At 68.0% G+C, this 14,566-nt stretch carries 18 protein-coding genes and 3 tRNA genes; 18 read left to right on the top strand and 3 right to left on the bottom strand.

Going from position 1 to position 14,566, the window contains the following annotated elements; all coding sequences use genetic code 11:
• Positions 1 to 116 precede the first annotated feature (116 nt).
• The 3 genes from ACWD3H_RS04960 to ACWD3H_RS04950 all read left to right on the top strand — a co-directional run bounded on the left by ACWD3H_RS04960 (position 117) and on the right by ACWD3H_RS04950 (position 4,131).
• Positions 117 to 2,609, top strand: a complete 2,493-nt coding sequence (locus ACWD3H_RS04960) for a DEAD/DEAH box helicase (RefSeq protein WP_355548450.1) — start codon at positions 117 to 119, stop codon at positions 2,607 to 2,609.
• Positions 2,610 to 2,803: 194 nt separating this feature from the next.
• Positions 2,804 to 3,409, top strand: a complete 606-nt coding sequence (locus tag ACWD3H_RS04955; RefSeq protein WP_451954063.1) for a hypothetical protein — start codon at positions 2,804 to 2,806, stop codon at positions 3,407 to 3,409.
• 203 nt (positions 3,410 to 3,612) lie between these two features.
• Complete coding sequence (locus tag ACWD3H_RS04950; protein WP_355548444.1) at positions 3,613 to 4,131, top strand: DUF2087 domain-containing protein; 519 nt, start codon at positions 3,613 to 3,615, stop codon at positions 4,129 to 4,131.
• 1 nt (position 4,132) lies between these two features.
• Here the strand turns inward: ACWD3H_RS04950 and ACWD3H_RS04945 are convergent, their stop codons facing one another.
• The 3 genes from ACWD3H_RS04945 to dusB all read right to left on the bottom strand — a co-directional run bounded on the left by ACWD3H_RS04945 (position 4,133) and on the right by dusB (position 8,367).
• Entirely contained in the window at positions 4,133 to 5,089 is a 957-nt protein-coding gene (locus tag ACWD3H_RS04945; protein ID WP_355615168.1) for a TAXI family TRAP transporter solute-binding subunit, read from the bottom strand.
• Complete coding sequence (locus tag ACWD3H_RS04940; protein ID WP_451954062.1) at positions 5,086 to 7,008, bottom strand: TRAP transporter permease; 1,923 nt, start codon at positions 7,006 to 7,008, stop codon at positions 5,086 to 5,088. Before ACWD3H_RS04940 ends, ACWD3H_RS04945 begins: the two co-directional genes overlap by 4 nt.
• A 237-nt stretch (positions 7,009 to 7,245) precedes the next feature.
• On the bottom strand, positions 7,246 to 8,367 hold the full coding sequence (gene dusB, locus ACWD3H_RS04935; protein WP_451954061.1) for a tRNA dihydrouridine synthase DusB: 1,122 nt from the start codon (positions 8,365 to 8,367) through the stop codon (positions 7,246 to 7,248).
• A gap of 92 nt (positions 8,368 to 8,459) precedes the next feature.
• Here dusB and ACWD3H_RS04930 point away from each other — a divergent pair, with 92 nt between their 5' ends.
• The 15 genes from ACWD3H_RS04930 (at position 8,460) to ACWD3H_RS04860 (ending at position 14,374) form a co-directional block, all read left to right on the top strand.
• Positions 8,460 to 9,122: an ACT domain-containing protein gene (locus tag ACWD3H_RS04930; RefSeq protein ID WP_355548435.1), complete on the top strand. Its 663-nt coding sequence runs from the start codon at positions 8,460 to 8,462 to the stop codon at positions 9,120 to 9,122.
• 113 nt (positions 9,123 to 9,235) lie between these two features.
• Positions 9,236 to 9,307: transfer RNA gene (locus ACWD3H_RS04925), tRNA-Gly, on the top strand.
• Positions 9,308 to 9,332: 25 nt separating this feature from the next.
• A tRNA-Cys gene (locus ACWD3H_RS04920) sits at positions 9,333 to 9,403 on the top strand.
• Positions 9,404 to 9,420: 17 nt separating this feature from the next.
• Positions 9,421 to 9,492, top strand: a tRNA-Val gene (locus ACWD3H_RS04915).
• A gap of 827 nt (positions 9,493 to 10,319) precedes the next feature.
• Positions 10,320 to 11,402 (top strand): class V lanthionine synthetase subunit LxmK, encoded by a 1,083-nt coding sequence (lxmK, locus tag ACWD3H_RS04910; RefSeq protein WP_355548432.1) that lies wholly within the window; start codon positions 10,320 to 10,322, stop codon positions 11,400 to 11,402.
• A 2-nt stretch (positions 11,403 to 11,404) separates the two neighbouring features.
• Positions 11,405 to 12,355, top strand: coding sequence for a T3SS effector HopA1 family protein (locus ACWD3H_RS04905; protein WP_451954060.1), 951 nt, complete (start codon positions 11,405 to 11,407; stop codon positions 12,353 to 12,355).
• A gap of 25 nt (positions 12,356 to 12,380) precedes the next feature.
• Positions 12,381 to 12,530 carry an LxmA leader domain family RiPP gene (locus ACWD3H_RS04900; RefSeq protein ID WP_355548426.1) on the top strand — a complete coding sequence of 50 codons (150 nt, stop codon included), beginning with the start codon at positions 12,381 to 12,383 and terminating at the stop codon, positions 12,528 to 12,530.
• 50 nt (positions 12,531 to 12,580) lie between these two features.
• Positions 12,581 to 12,739, top strand: coding sequence for a hypothetical protein (locus ACWD3H_RS04895; RefSeq protein WP_451954059.1), 159 nt, complete (start codon positions 12,581 to 12,583; stop codon positions 12,737 to 12,739).
• A gap of 255 nt (positions 12,740 to 12,994) precedes the next feature.
• Positions 12,995 to 13,150 carry an LxmA leader domain family RiPP gene (locus ACWD3H_RS04890; protein ID WP_451954058.1) on the top strand — a complete coding sequence of 52 codons (156 nt, stop codon included), beginning with the start codon at positions 12,995 to 12,997 and terminating at the stop codon, positions 13,148 to 13,150.
• A gap of 50 nt (positions 13,151 to 13,200) precedes the next feature.
• Positions 13,201 to 13,356: a hypothetical protein gene (locus ACWD3H_RS04885; RefSeq protein WP_355548417.1), complete on the top strand. Its 156-nt coding sequence runs from the start codon at positions 13,201 to 13,203 to the stop codon at positions 13,354 to 13,356.
• A gap of 50 nt (positions 13,357 to 13,406) precedes the next feature.
• The gene (locus tag ACWD3H_RS04880) at positions 13,407 to 13,562 is read left to right on the top strand and encodes a hypothetical protein (protein WP_355548414.1); all 156 of its coding nucleotides are present in this window, start codon (positions 13,407 to 13,409) and stop codon (positions 13,560 to 13,562) included.
• Positions 13,563 to 13,612: 50 nt separating this feature from the next.
• Positions 13,613 to 13,759: a hypothetical protein gene (locus ACWD3H_RS04875; RefSeq protein ID WP_355548411.1), complete on the top strand. Its 147-nt coding sequence runs from the start codon at positions 13,613 to 13,615 to the stop codon at positions 13,757 to 13,759.
• A 48-nt stretch (positions 13,760 to 13,807) separates the two neighbouring features.
• Positions 13,808 to 13,960, top strand: coding sequence for an LxmA leader domain family RiPP (locus ACWD3H_RS04870; RefSeq protein ID WP_355548408.1), 153 nt, complete (start codon positions 13,808 to 13,810; stop codon positions 13,958 to 13,960).
• A 48-nt stretch (positions 13,961 to 14,008) separates the two neighbouring features.
• Complete coding sequence (locus tag ACWD3H_RS04865) at positions 14,009 to 14,173, top strand: hypothetical protein (protein ID WP_451954057.1); 165 nt, start codon at positions 14,009 to 14,011, stop codon at positions 14,171 to 14,173.
• A 48-nt stretch (positions 14,174 to 14,221) separates the two neighbouring features.
• Entirely contained in the window at positions 14,222 to 14,374 is a 153-nt protein-coding gene (locus ACWD3H_RS04860) for a hypothetical protein (protein ID WP_451954056.1), read from the top strand.
• Positions 14,375 to 14,566 lie beyond the last annotated feature (192 nt).

The raw sequence follows: 14,566 nt of genomic DNA, 5'->3' as shown, positions 1-14,566 counted from the left end.
TTTATGCCGAAAAAAGTGATCATAACTACATAATGTTACACACTTTACGCGAAATGTAATGTCATCCATTGCCGCAGCCGGTTCGACCACCACAAGTTCTTCGGCAGTATTGGACTGTGAGCCTTGTAGACCGCCTGCCAGAAGAGATCGACGCCGATCCCGATGCCATCTTCGACGCCTTCGTCGAATGGAACTCCGAGCGAGGGCTGACCCTCTACCCCGCGCAGGAGGAGGCGCTGATTGAGGTGGTCTCGGGAAACAACCTGATCCTGGCCACCCCAACCGGCTCGGGCAAGAGCCTGGTCGCCGCCGGAGCCCACTTCACCGCGCTGACCAAGGACGTCCGCACCTTCTACACCGCCCCGATCAAGGCACTGGTGTCCGAGAAGTTCTTCGACCTGTGCGAGGTCTTCGGCACCGAGAACGTCGGGATGATGACCGGCGACGCGAGCGTGAACCCCGGGGCGCCGATCATCTGCTGCACCGCGGAGATCCTCGCCAACGTCGCGCTGCGCGACGGCGCCCAGGCCGACATCGGCCAGGTGGTGATGGACGAGTTCCACTTCTACTCCGAGCCCGACCGCGGTTGGGCCTGGCAGGTGCCACTCCTGGAGCTGCCGAACGTTCAGTTCATCCTGATGTCGGCGACACTGGGCGACGTCACCAGGTTCGAGGAGGACCTCACCCGGCGAACCGGCAGGCCCACCGCGGTGGTGAAGAACACCGAGCGCCCGGTCCCGCTGGTCTACTCCTACCGGATGACCCCCCTCCACGAGACGCTGGAGGAGATGCTCACCACCAACCAGTACCCGGTCTACGTCGTCCACTTCACCCAGGCCTCGGCCATGGAGCGGGCACAGGCGCTGATGAGCATCAACATGTCGACCAAGGCCGAGAAGGAGGCGATCGCCTCCATGATCGGCAACTTCCGGTTCACCACCCGGTTCGGCAAGGCGCTCTCCCGCCTGGTGCGGCACGGCATCGGCGTACACCACGCCGGGATGCTCCCGAAGTACCGCCGCCTGGTGGAGCGGCTCGCCCAGGCGGGCCTGCTGAAGGTCATCTGTGGCACCGACACGCTCGGCGTCGGCGTCAACGTCCCGATCAGGACCGTGCTCTTCACCGCGCTGTCGAAGTACGACGGCAACAAGGTGCGGCGGCTGCGCGCCCGCGAGTTCCATCAGATCGCCGGGCGGGCCGGGCGGGCCGGATTCGACACCATCGGCTACGTCGTCTGCCAGGCCCCCGACCACGTGGTGGAGAACGAGAAGGCACTGGCCAAGATCGGCGACGACCCCAAGAGGCGGCGCGGGTTCGCCCGCAAGAAGCCCCCGGAGGGCTTCGTGGGCTGGAGCGAGGAGACCTTCGAGAAGCTGCAGAGCGCCGAACCGGAGCCGCTGAACTCCCGGTTCAAGGTCAGCAACGCCATGCTCCTCGCGGTGATCAACCGGCCCGGCGACTGCTACGCGGCCATGCGCCACCTGCTCACCGACAACCACGAGGACCGCAAGTGGCAGCGGCGGCACATCAGCCAGGCCATCGCGATCTACCGGTCGCTGCTGGCCGGCGGCGTGGTGGAGAAGCTGGACGAGCCCGACGAGCACGGCCGGATGGCCCGCCTGACCGTTGACCTGCAGGAGGACTTCGCGCTGAACCAGGCGCTCTCCACCTTCGCGCTGGCCACCCTCGAACTGCTCGACATCCAGGCGCCGAACTACGCCCTGGACATGGTCTCGATCATCGAATCGATTCTCGACGACCCCCGCCAGATCCTGTCCGCGCAGCTCAACAAGGCGCGCGGCGAGGCGGTGGCGCAGATGAAGGCCGACGGCATCGAGTACGAGGAGCGGATGGAGCTCCTCAACGAAGTGACCTATCCGATGCCGCTGGCCGACATGCTGCTGGGCGCGTACGAGACCTACCGGCGCGGCCACCCCTGGGTGGGCGACTACACGGTGAGTCCCAAGAGCGTCATCCGCGACATGTACGAGCGGGCGATGACCTTCGCCGACTACGTGCAGTTCTACGAGCTGACCCGGTCCGAGGGCACGGTCCTTCGCTATCTCGCCGACGCCTACCGCACCCTGTCGCGGACCATCCCCGAGCACCTCAAGACCGAGGACCTGGTCGACCTCATCGAGTGGCTCGGCGAACTGGTCCGGCAGGTCGACTCCAGCCTTCTGGACGAGTGGGAGCAGCTGCAGAATCCGACCGGGGAACTGGAGGCGCCCTCCCTGGAGGAGAGCACCAAGCCGGTCACCGCCAACACCCGCGCGTTCCGCGTGCTGGTCCGCAACGCGATGTTCCGCCTGATCGAACTGGCCGCTCTGGAGAACGAGCAGGAGCTGGAGCAACTGGCCCCCGACGTCGACTGGGGCGCCGCGCTCGACGCCTACTACGAGGACCACGAGGAGATCGGCACCGGCCCGGACGCCCGGGGCCCCGGCCTGCTCCGCATCGAGGAGGAGAAGGAGTTCTGGCGGGTCCGCCAGGTCGTCTCCGACCCGGCCGGCGACGGCGACTGGGGCATCGACGCCCAGGTCGACCTGGCCGCCTCCGACGAGGAGGGCCGCGCCGTGGTCCACGTCATCGGCCTGAACCGCCTCTGACACCCCCGATTCCGGCCCGCTGCCCGCCGTACTCGTTCGGGGGGCGGCCGCGTTCCGGCTCCCCCGAATCGGCGCCGGCTCGCAGCTTCTCCGTGACCTCTAACCAGTGGCTTCCAAGTCTGTTACCAATGCCATGCAGAAGATTTGGGGGGTTACGACGGCGTGGGGTCGTCGTCCGATGAGCAAGGGGCACGATGAACGGCAAGAAGACGATGCTGGCGGTCGGGGCGCTGGCGGGACTGATCGTGGGAGGTTCGGGTGTGGCGGTCGCCGGGGCGGTGGCCTCCAGCGATGTGATCACGGCGTGCGTTACGGCGAGCGGCACGCTACGCGTCCCCACCGCGCAGCCCACACCCTTCCCCTCGCCGACCTCGACGGCGCAGACGGAGCTGGCGCCTACCGGTGAGCCCGGGCAGGAAGGGTGCCTGGCCGGGGAGAAGGTCATCAGGTGGAACCAGATGGGTCCCACGGGACCGGCAGGATCCACGGGACCGGCAGGTCCGGCGGGACCTGAGGGACCGAACCCGTTTGACGGACAGTTCCAGGGCGGCCTGAGCACGCTCATTCAGCCGCACACCGAGGGCTCCTACGTTGGCAAGTGTCTCAGCGGGCAGATCGCGGTGAGCGGGGGCTACGAGATCTTTGACCTTGCGAACCGGACGATCGTGCCGGATGTCATCGTGTCCAAGGCAAGCCTGGTGTTCACCCAGGAAACGCCCCGAAGCTACGAGGTCAAGGCCAAGAATCCCACTGACAGGCTGCTCAACATCATGATCCGCGTTCTCTGCGTCCCGGAGTGACGATCTGAGCACGGCCCGCCTACCTGGAGGAAGGCGGGCCGGTGTGAGGAGCCTCTGGTTGTAGAGCGTGCCCGGCGAGACCTCCAGCGGCTTCGCGATGTTCCGGCCGTTCCCCTTCGGCGCGGAAGGGGAACGGCCGGAACATCGCTCTCCGGCTGTTCGTGAACGCGGAAACATCAGGCTCGACCGACGAGAATGGCGGGATGAGCGACGAAGCGATCAGGCAGGTGCTCGGCCTGCTCTACCAGGAGGACACGCTGCGGGTGCTGGCGACTCTGGCACTGGGCGGCAAGCCCGAGGAGGAGTCCGGCCTCGACAGGGAGGCGGTCAGGCGCGCGCTGGACCGCCTGGAACGCGGCGGGCTCGCCGTGCGGGGGGAGGGCGGCGAGTGGCAGGTGCGGCGCGAGCGGTTCCGCGAGCTGCTGCACACCACGGCCAAGCCCGCGCCCCCGGTCTCTCCCGAGGAGAAGGTGCTGCGCTCCTTCCTCGTCGAGGGGCGGCTGCGGGCGATCCCCAGCAAGCGGGACAAGCAGTTGGTCGTGCTCGACTACGTGGCCCAGGTCTTCGAGCCGGGGAACCGCTACCCGGAGAAGGAGGTCAACGTCGCGCTGCGCGCCTTCCACGACGACTACGCGGCGCTGCGCCGTTACCTGGTCGACGAGGGCATGCTCAGCAGGGAGAACAACGTCTACTGGCGCAGCGGCGGCTCCGTCGAGGCCTGAATCAGCCGTAGTACTTCCTCGCGCCGTCGTGCAGGGGCACCGGCTCGGTCTTCCGCGCGTTGTCGCGGCTGATCTCCCTGGCCACGGGGTGGATCTTCTCCAGCTCCGCTCTGCGCTCGAAGAGCAGCCTCGTCAGGCTCTCCACCAGGGCGGGGTCCATCTTCTCGTGCACCACGAGCAGGTTGGGCACCGAGATGGTCGACACGTCCGAGGGGGTGTCGTAGACGTCCTTGGCGATCGTGCCCGGGGCGTACGCCGAGCCGTGCTCGGCGCGCATCGCGGGCAGCACCCCGTCCAGCGGTACGAAGGCGACCTGGCCCCTGAGCGAGGTCAGCAGATCGGTGATGCCCGGTGTCGGCAGGCCACCCGACCAGACCAGGGCGTCGAGGTCGCCGTCCTTGAGCGCCTGCACGCTCTCCGGCAGTCCCAGCGACTGGCGGGTGACGTCCTCCTCCGGGTCGAGACCGGCCGCCTTCAGCAGGCGTAGCGCGATCACCTCGGTGCCGGAGTTGGGCGAGCCGGTGGAGACCCGCTTGCCCCTGAGGTCGGCGACGGACTTCACGCCGGAGCCGGTGGTGGCGACCACCTGCGTGTGGTTGTCGTAGAGGCGGGCGACGGCGCGGATCGGCTGGGGCGTGGTGAAGGCGCCCTTGCCCGTGACGGCGTCGGCGGCGGAGTCGGCCAGGGTGAAGGCGATGTCGGAGTCGCCCCTGACGACCCGCTGGATGTTCTCCACCGAGGCGCCGGTCGCCTCGGCCGTGGCCTGATAGCCGGGGATGTTCTTGCCGATCTGGTCGGCCAGGCCCCCGCCGAGGACGTAGTAGACGCCCGTGGTGTTGCCGGTGGCGATCGACAGCCTCTTGCCCACGGCCTGGTCGGCCGACCTGTCTCCGCCACAGCCGGCCAGGAACAGCAGCCCCGCCGCCAGCAGGACGGCGGTCCCGCGTCTGACTGTCAATGCTCCGCCTCTCGTTCGCGTGTCACCAGATGGAGGGAGACGACCACGATCAGGACCACCGCCCCGGCGAGCACGGGCAGGGGCGACAGGAACAGCAGCAGGATCGCCGCCACCGCGCACAGCACCCGCTCGACCGGCCCCGCCGGACCGAGCAGCCGCCCGCCGGTGGCGGCGGCCAGCGCGGTGACCGCCACCGCCGAGACCGTCGTGGCCGCCAGGATCTCCCCGAACGTGCCCTGGGCCAGCAGCCCGGCCCCGCCAGGGGTCAGCACGAAGGCGAAAGGCACCAGGAACGCGGGAAGGGTGTACCTCCAGGTGGTCATCATGGTCCGGTAGGCGTTGCCCCCGGTGATGGCCGAGGCCGCGAAGGCCGACAGCGCCGTGGGCGGACTGACCTCCGACAGCACCGCGTAGTAGAAGATGAACATGTAGGCCTCGGCCTGGCTGACACCGAGATCCGTCAGCGCGGGTCCGATGACGACCGCGGCGATGACGAACGACGCGGTCACCGGCACCGCCAGACCGAGCACGAGCACCGCGACCGCGCACAGCAGCGCGGTGACGGCGAGGATCCCGCCCGAGGCGCCGACGATCAGGGAACTCGCCTTGAGGCCCAGCCCGGTGAGCGTGACGACGGCGACGATCAGCCCGGCGGCGGCGCAGGTCGCCGCGACCGGCAGCACCCCGGTCGCCCCCGCGGCCAGAGCCCTCACCGCCCTGCCGGGGGTCAGGGCGTGCTCGGAGTCGAGGAAGGAGAGCACCAGGGCGAGCAGCGTGGCGTACACCACGGCGCGGAACGGCGACTGGCCGAGCGCCATCAGGATGACGATCACGAACAGCGAGCTGAAGTGGTAACCGAACCGCCTGACCAGTGGCCAGAGGCTCGGCGCGTCCACCTCGACCGCCCGCGTCCCGTACCTGCGGGCGTCCATCTCGATGGCCAGGAAGATGCCCAGGTAGTACAGGACGGTGGGAATGGTGGCGTAGAGCAGCACCGTCAGGTAGCTCACGCGCATGTACTCGGCGATGATGAACGCCGCGGCGCCGAGAGTCGGGGGCGACAGGATCGCTCCGATGCCCGCCGCCGCGAGCACTCCCCCACCCTGCTCGGGCGGGTATCCGGCCCGGCGCAGAATCGGCCAGGCGACGCTGCCCACGCTCACCGTCGTCGCGACGCCGGAACCGCTGACCGTGCCGAGCAGGAATCCGGCGAGGGTGACCGTGCGGCCCGGCGCCGAGCGCGAGCGGCGGAACGCGGCCAGTGAGACGTCCACGAAGAACTTTCCCGCCCCGGAGTGGTCGAGGACGGCGCCGTAGACGGTGAACAGGATGATGTAGGTGGCCGCCACGTCGAGCGGCACGCCGTACACGCCGTCGGTGCCCATCACGAACGAGACGACGATCCGGTCGATGTCGTAGCCGCGGTGCCCGACGACCCAGTCGAAGGGCAGGTAGCCGCCGTAGTAGGCGTAGGCGGCGAACCCGACGCAGACCGCGGGCAGTATCCAGCCGACGGTGCGCCGGCAGGCCTCGAGCACCAGCAGGACGATGACCGCCCCGGCCACCACGTCGAGGGTCGTCGGCTCGAAGGCGCGCCGGATGAAGTCGTCGAAGACCGCCAGCGGGTAGAGGCAGACCACGAGCGCCAGCGCGGCGAGCGCCCAGTCGTCGGCGCCCGGCCGGTCGGTGCCCCGCCGCCCCGGCTTGTAACAGACGAAGGTGAGCGGCAGCACGACCGCGAGGAAGAGCATCCGGTACGGGAGAACGGGGCCGGGCCGGAACGCGCGGTAAAGGACGTACAGCGACAGGCCGAGGGCGACCAGCGTGACGGCCTGCGCCACCCGGCCGGAAAGCCGCCGGGCTGGCCGTTCCGCGTCGAACTCCGCGATCAACTCATCCGCTGATGTGGTGCTCGTCAACCGTCGTCTCCACGTGTGAGCCGCGATATTCGACTGCAGATTACCGAGAAGGTTGACTCTCATCTGTCAGAACGGGTCACATTCGCGTCACGCCCGTCCTCGCGGGAGATCTCTGCCCCAACGGCGCGGGAAAGCGAACGTCAGGCGGCAGGACCGGGGCGCACGACTACCGATGGCGACCGGCCGTCGGCCCCGGTCGACCAGCCGCCTCAACGACGGCACCCGGAAAGCCGCGGGTCAGCCGCCCGAGGTGTCGGTCTCGGCGTCGAGGCAGGGGACCGCGAGGTCGTACGGGTCGTCGAGCCAGCCGGCGGGCAGGTGAACGCGGTCGCGCGGATTGGTCTTGCCCCGGGGGACGTCCACGCCCTCGGGCCAGGACTGGTCCGCGTCGAGTTCGGCGAGCCCCTCCCGCAGGCCGGCCAGGGTCTCGGAGGTGGCCAGGCGGCGACGGAGGGCGGAGCCGACGGTGAAACCCTTGAGATACCAGCCGACGTGCTTGCGGAAGTCGGCCACGGCGTGCGGCTCGCTCTCGAAGCACTCGGTCAGCAGGGTGGCGTGCCGGTCCATGGTCGCGGCGACCTCGCCCAGCCGGGGACGGCGCCGCTCGTCGCCGCCCTCGCACATGGCCGCCAGGTCGGCGAAGAGCCACGGGCGCCCCAGGCATCCCCGGCCGACGACGACGCCGTCGCACCCGGTCTCGTCCATCATGCGGCGCGCGTCGTCGGCGCTCCAGATGTCGCCGTTGCCGAGCACCGGGATCTCCGGCACGCTCTCCTTGAGCCGCGCGATCGCCTCCCAGTCGGCGGTTCCGCCGTAGTGCTGGATCGCGGTGCGGCCGTGCAGCGCGATCGCGGAGACGCCCTCCTCCACGGCGATCCGCCCGGCGTCCAGATAGGTCAGGTGGTCGTCGTCGATGCCCTTGCGCATCTTCATGGTCACCGGCAGCGTCCCGGCGTTGCGCACCGCCTCACGCAGGATCGCCCGGAGCAGGTTCCGCTTGTACGGCAGGGCGGAGCCGCCGCCCTTGCGGGTCACCTTGGGCACCGGGCAGCCGAAGTTGAGATCGACGTGATCGGCCAGGTCCTCCTCGGCGATCATGCGGACGGCCCTGCCGACCGTCACCGGGTCGATCCCGTAGAGCTGGAGGCTGCGGGGACGCTCGTCGGGCTCGAACCGGATCATCTTCAACGTCTTCGGGCTACGCTCCACCAGCGCCCGCGTCGTGATCATTTCGCAGACGAACAGACCGCCGCCCTGTTCCCGGCAGAGGGCACGGAACGCCGTGTTGGTTATCCCGGCCATCGGGGCGAGGACGACCGGCGGCCACACCTCCAGCGATCCCAGTTTCAACGACTCCACCTGGCTTTTCTACCGCACCGCGACGAGCGGGACGAATCATCCGCTGGATATGGTGTACCTGGTGTAACCCGACGTGACATGGGAGGCCGCGGATGCTGCTGCGACTGCGGATCGCACTGCCCGACCGGCCGGGCTCCCTGGGGAAGGTCACCCGCGTCCTCGGCGTCGCGGGCGCGGACATCACCCAGGTGGTCGTCCTGGAGCGCGGCGAGGGCCGGGCACTGGACGACATCACCGTCTACTGGCCCGACTCCGCCCCCAGGGAAACCCTGGTCGAGGGGTTGGAGAGCGTGCCGGGGGTGACGATCGAGGGTGTCTGGAGCACGCGCGAGGCACCGGGCACCTACCCGGAGCTGGAGATCCTCAAATACATCACCACGGCCGGCGATCGGGCGCTGGCCACCCTGATCGACTCCATGCCCGTGCTGTTCAGCGCCGACTGGGCCGCAGCGGCGACCGAGAAGATCCCTCGCGTGACCGTCCACTCCAGCTGGCGGGCTCCCGAGCAGGTCCCCTTCCCCACCGAGACCCCCGCCCGCCCGACCTCCTTCACCCTCGACTCCGGCCTGCACGTGATCGCCGCCCCGCTGCCCCCGCTGGCCCTGACCTTCCTGCTGGCCCGCGCCGACGGCCCCGCCTTCCACCGCATCGAGGTGCACCGCCTCACCCGCATCCTGGAGATCTTCCTCACCCTGCCCGCGGTGGAACGCGCCGTCGTCCGTCAGTTGCGCCACCAGACCGGCCAGACCGGCTGAGCCGCCCGCCCTACGGGCACCGGACGGGCGGCTGAACGCACGGTTACGCAACCGCGCGGAAAACCCGCTAGAGTTCTCTCGTCGCCACCGGGAGCGAAACCCGGAGGAAACACGCGGAAGTGGCTCAGTGGTAGAGCATCACCTTGCCAAGGTGAGGGTCGCGGGTTCGAATCCCGTCTTCCGCTCGAAGGGTCTTCGGGCTCTCACTCCGGTGGAGTGGCCGAGAGGCGAGGCAACGGCCTGCAAAGCCGTCTACACGGGTTCAAATCCCGTCTCCACCTCTGGTCCTTCCCCATGCGGACGATTAGCTCAGCGGGAGAGCGCTTCCCTGACACGGAAGAGGTCACAGGTTCAATCCCTGTATCGTCCACCCACATCAAAGGCCGTTTCCCCCCAGCGGGAAACGGCCTTTTTGATTCTCCGAGCGACCAGGCCGCCTTGCCCTCAGCGGCGAAGGCCAGATCCAGTCGCCGCGCCCCACGGACGCTCCCCGGTCACGCCCGGTGAAGCGTCCGTGCTCGACGAGCAGTGCGGCGACCTCGGCCCGCGCCACGCCGGAGGGCACGGCCCGCAACCGAGACGGCGAAGTCGCTTCTCGCCCCGGTTCGATCGCTGAGATGTCCCTGACCCGATCGGCCGATCTCCTCCTCACCGCTCACGCACTGTGACCGGCCGCGTGATCGGCTTTTGCGCCACGGCACCGGCGTGCTCGCCGAAGGCGAGTCCTTCCGCGTCCCTCAGTCCGCGTCCCTCGGCCCGCATGCGTCAGCCCGCGGCGTCAGCCTGGACACGGGCGAGTGGACGCCTCAGCAGGCCCTGAGAGTCCCCCGGCAGCGGGGACCTCCGGCCGCCCACCGGAGGCGACGCGCACCTTGCCGATGGCACCGATCAACAGCTCCATGCCCGCCTACCTGGGAATCTTCATGCCCGTTGACATGCCAATGCAGTCGCCCACAAGTCACTTTCAAGGCGATAAGGACACGCTCACCCCGAGTTGACCACGAAGACCGAGGACGAGTCCGGAACGGATCTTCGCCGTCATCCCGACGAACGTGGTCGCGTCCAGATGTCCGTTCCACTCACGGGGAGACAGAATCATGCGCAGGAGACACTGCGACAAAGAGGGCGGCCTCCATCTGGCCGCCGATAAGATCACCGGCACCGGGCCGCGCCACGCCTCAGGTTTCGAGGCCGACGATGACGGTGCGTGAACGGCCGAAGCTGGCTCCGGTGCCGCTCGATCAGGTTCCCGAGGTCGCGGAGTTCCTCACGAGGCTCGATCTGGGGACCCTGCGACAGGACGCGGTCTCCACGTTCCTCGGTCGCAACGACATCTGGGCCGGCGTGACCAGTACGGGACTTCCGGTCTTCGTCAAGCGGGTCAACGGGCCGGCGGACATGGTCCGCCGGCAGGTGGACCGGATCAGCGCGATGGGCGTGCTGCTCGACGCGCATGCGGTGATCAACGCTCCCCGTTTCCTGGGCGGCGACGGCGAGTCCGGCCTGGTGGCCTTCACCCTGCTTGAGGGTGCCACCAGCGGAGCCGACCTCGCCACCGAAGACGGCTTCACCTGGGAACTCGCCAACTCGGCGGGGATCCAGATCGGGACGCTCCACACCCTCCAGGCGCCGGGCCCCGTGGCCGAGGACACCTCGGAACCGCCGCTCCCGCCGCTCGGCGGCCTGTCCGCTATCCCGCTGGAGGTCTACGCGGCCGCGAGCGGGGCGGAACTGGAGGGGTGGGGGATCCTGCACAACGATCCCGTGGTCGTCGAGGCGATCAGGAACCTTTCCCAGTGGGAGAAAGGCAGTTCCCGCGTCCTGGTCCACGGTGACCTCCGGATCGACCAGTTCCTGTACCACGAAGGCACGCTGTATCTGGCCGACTGGGAGGAGGCCAGAGTGGCCGACCCCGCGCGGGACGTGGGCGCCTTCGTCGGTGAATGGCTCTTCCGTGGCGTGCTCGGCATGGCCACCCATGAGGACGCCGTGAGCGACCGGGAGGTCGTGGCCAACGGCGCCCGGCGGTTCGAGACCCTGCGGCCGTACATCGAGTCGTTCTGGTCGGGCTATCTCGATGCCAGGCCGGCGGCCCGCGCCGACCAGGAGCTGGCGGTCAGGGCAGCGGCCTTCGCCGGCTGGCACATGTTCGACCGGCTCCTCGCCGCCGGCCTCCAGCGCCCGCGGTTGACGCCCCTGCAACGTGCGGCGGCGGGCGTCGGGCGCAAGGTCCTGCTCAGTCCCGCCGACTTCACCACCACGTTGGGCATTGGAGGTTGAAGGTGAAGCAGTCACTCGACCGGGTGCAGATCAGCGCGGATCTGATGTCCGCCACGGTGGACGATCGCGAGGTCACCGCCGACAGTCCCAAGGCGTTGCGCGGCGCGCTGGCGGACGCGCTGTACGACGTGTTCCACGCCGGCCGGGAGCTCAGGGAGGGGCCGCGTCCCAAGTCGCTGCGTGATTCCGGCTTCGAGCAGGCTCTGCGCGCGATGGTTCCGCACCGTGTCTCCCCTGTCCTGGCCCCGATGGAGCCCGGCTCGCCCGCCGTCGTCCGCCTGCACGGCGTGCGTGTGCTGATCCCTGAGCCGCAACTCGGCGCCGAGGTCGAGACGCCCGGCGGGCCGTCGCGATGGGTCAGTCTGCCGGCCGTCCTGCCGGCGCTGTCGCCCGGCTTTCTACTCGTCAACGGCTCGCTGGGGCACGACATCGAGCAGGGCGCGTGCGTGCGGCTGTACGTCGGAGCCGACGCGGCCGACGCGGCCCCCGGGTTGTGGGGCGCGGTGATCGAACGGCTGGAGGAGCTTCAGGTTCCCTATCGGGCCAAAGTGCTCTCCGCTCGCGACCTCTATCCGCGTCGCGACGCCATCGTGGTCTACCTGGGGTCACGTTCCTGGCATGTCGTACCGGAGATCGCCCGGGCGGCCTCCGCGGCCGGCGGGCTCCGGCAGGACATGTCCAGCTATGTCGCCGAGCTGGATCGCGGCATCGGCTGGGCCTGGGAGCCGCAGGACTCCCGGCCCGGGATGCGCGGCCTGAGCTTCGGCGAGCACCGCTCCCAGGCCGTCACCGCCGGCCTGCTGGCGCACGCCGAGCACGGCGGCGACCGGGACCAGGCGGTCGCCGAGGCACTGCGGGCCGCCGGGATCGTCCCCGACGCGGTCCACCGCAACCTCGACTCACCGACGCTCCCCTTCGAGACCACCGACCCCGAACCCGGGTCCGGATCTTGAGAGAGGTACCGGAGGAGGTGAACACATGCCCACCGAGTTCCTGATGGAGGGTGCCGAGGCCTACACCTCACTCGCCGAGGTCGCGGCGGGCCCCGAAACCGACGCTCCTGAGGCCACCCCGATCGTCAGCATGACCATCACCCTCATCAACGTCACCGTCTACCTCGGCTGCTGACGCCCTGAAACCAGCACACCCACCGCACAACATCGCGAAAGGAGAAACACATGCCCACCGAACTCCTCATGCAAGGCGCCGACGCCTACACCTCCCTCACCGAAGTCGCCACCACCCCCGAAACCGACATCCCTGAGATCACCCCCGCCGTCTCCTTCAGCATTGGCGTCAGCGTCAGCGTCGCACTCACACTCGGCGGCGGCTGCTGACGTTTTGAAACCGGGAAGTTCATCGCACAACGTTTCAAAAGAAAGATCGTATACCTGCTGAGCTTCTGACGGAAGGCGCCGTCGCGTACACCTCGCTTGCCAGGGGGTACGCGACGCCCCCGGAGCCGACGCCCCCGAGGCTGCCTCGATCACCACCAGCACCGCCACCCTCTCCGTTTCTTTCACCATTGTCTTCGGCTGCTGACTCTCCTACCTCTCAAAACCCATCGCAAGACACCTCAAAAGGAGAAACACATGACCGCCGAACTCCTCATGCAAGGCGCCGACGCCTACACCTCCCTCGCCGAGGTCACCGCAGCCACCGAAATCGACACCCCCGAGGCCACCCCCGTCATCTTCAGCTTCACCCTCGGCTTGAGCTACGGCGCCACCATCGTCGTCAACTGCTGACGCCCTGAACCAGCACGCCCACCGCACAACACCGCGAAAAGGAGAAACACATGCCCACCGAACTCCTCATGCAAGGCGCCGACGCCTACACCTCCCTCACCGAGGTCACCACCACCCCCGAAACCGACACCCCCGAGGCCACCCCCTACATCATCTCCTTGACCTTGGGCTACTCGATCGCCGCCACAGTCGCCGGCAGCTGCTGACGCCCTGAACCAGCACACCCACCGCACAACACCGCGAAAAGGAGAAACACATGCCCACCGAACTCCTCATGCAAGGCGCCGACGCCTACACCTCCCTCACCGAGGTCACCACCACCCCCGAAACCGACACCCCCGAGGCCACTCCCATTGTGAGCATCTTTTTCAGCATCGGCGTCACAATCGCCACATTCGAACACAGCTGCTGATGCTCTGAAACCGGGAAGCCCATCACACGGCATCTCGAAAGGAGAAACACATGTCCACAGAACTCCTGCTCGAAGGCGCCAACGCCTACACCTCACTCGCCGAAATCGCCACAGCCTCCGAAACCAGCACCCCCGAGGCCATTCCCACTTCCACCATCAGCGTCAGCATCTCCCTCACCTTTTACCTCGAGTGCTGATCACCTGACCTCCGAAATCCGCAACACAACACCCCAAAGGGAAAACACATGTCCGCAGAACTCCTGCTCGAAGGCGCCAACGCCTACACCTCACTCGCCGAAATCGCCACCACCCCCGAAACCGACACCCCCGAAGCCACCCCCATCACGCTCATCCTGACCCCCGGCGCCATCGCCTTCACCGTCGCCATCGAGTGCTAACCACCTGACCCCCAAACCCGCAACACAAAACCCCAAAAGGAAAAACACATGACCACCGAACTCCTACTCGAAGGCGCCAACACCTACACCTCCCTCGCCGAGGTCGCGTCTGGCCCTGAAATCGACGTCCCCGAAATCAGCCCCGCAACCATAAGCATCCTCAGCATCAGCTGGGCCACCTCCATCGCCGTCACCAACGCCCTCGAGTGCTAACCACCTGACCCCCAAACCCGCAACACAAAACCCCGAAAGGAAAAACACATGACCACCGAACTCCTGCTCGAAGGCGCCAACGCCTACACCTCACTCGCCGAAATCGCCACCACCCCCGAAACCGATGCCCTCGAGGCCGCTTCGCTGACCACCACCACCGCCACCCTCGACGTCTCTTTCACCATCGTCTTCAACTGCTGACTTTCCGACCTCTCGAAACCCACCACACAACACCCGAAAGGAAGAACACATGACCACCGAACTCCTGCTCGAAGGCGCCAACACCTACACCTCACTCGCCGAAATCGCCACCACCCCCGAAACCGACACCCCCGAAGCCACCCCCCTCACCACCGTCATGACCATCAGCTTCATCAGCTACACCTACGTCCT

This window comes from Streptosporangium sp. NPDC002607 (genome assembly GCF_053592655.1).
The sequence above is the reverse complement of the archived record's forward strand: the minus strand, read 5'-3'. Positions and strand labels throughout refer to the sequence as shown.

What these genes read in the sequence shown, in the direction of transcription:
- ACWD3H_RS04955 (WP_451954063.1), top strand. Translation starts at nt 2,804, where the DNA reads ATGAACGGCAAGAAGACGATGCTGGCGGTCGGGGCGCTGGCGGGACTG.
- ACWD3H_RS04860 (WP_451954056.1), top strand. Translation starts at nt 14,222, where the DNA reads ATGACCACCGAACTCCTGCTCGAAGGCGCCAACGCCTACACCTCACTC.
- ACWD3H_RS04885 (WP_355548417.1), top strand. Translation starts at nt 13,201, where the DNA reads ATGCCCACCGAACTCCTCATGCAAGGCGCCGACGCCTACACCTCCCTC.
- ACWD3H_RS04875 (WP_355548411.1), top strand. Translation starts at nt 13,613, where the DNA reads ATGTCCACAGAACTCCTGCTCGAAGGCGCCAACGCCTACACCTCACTC.
- ACWD3H_RS04895 (WP_451954059.1), top strand. Translation starts at nt 12,581, where the DNA reads ATGCCCACCGAACTCCTCATGCAAGGCGCCGACGCCTACACCTCCCTC.
- ACWD3H_RS04870 (WP_355548408.1), top strand. Translation starts at nt 13,808, where the DNA reads ATGTCCGCAGAACTCCTGCTCGAAGGCGCCAACGCCTACACCTCACTC.
- ACWD3H_RS04880 (WP_355548414.1), top strand. Translation starts at nt 13,407, where the DNA reads ATGCCCACCGAACTCCTCATGCAAGGCGCCGACGCCTACACCTCCCTC.
- lxmK (WP_355548432.1), top strand. Translation starts at nt 10,320, where the DNA reads ATGACGGTGCGTGAACGGCCGAAGCTGGCTCCGGTGCCGCTCGATCAG.
- ACWD3H_RS04865 (WP_451954057.1), top strand. Translation starts at nt 14,009, where the DNA reads ATGACCACCGAACTCCTACTCGAAGGCGCCAACACCTACACCTCCCTC.
- ACWD3H_RS04950 (WP_355548444.1), top strand. Translation starts at nt 3,613, where the DNA reads ATGAGCGACGAAGCGATCAGGCAGGTGCTCGGCCTGCTCTACCAGGAG.
- ACWD3H_RS04930 (WP_355548435.1), top strand. Translation starts at nt 8,460, where the DNA reads ATGCTGCTGCGACTGCGGATCGCACTGCCCGACCGGCCGGGCTCCCTG.
- ACWD3H_RS04890 (WP_451954058.1), top strand. Translation starts at nt 12,995, where the DNA reads ATGACCGCCGAACTCCTCATGCAAGGCGCCGACGCCTACACCTCCCTC.
- ACWD3H_RS04900 (WP_355548426.1), top strand. Translation starts at nt 12,381, where the DNA reads ATGCCCACCGAGTTCCTGATGGAGGGTGCCGAGGCCTACACCTCACTC.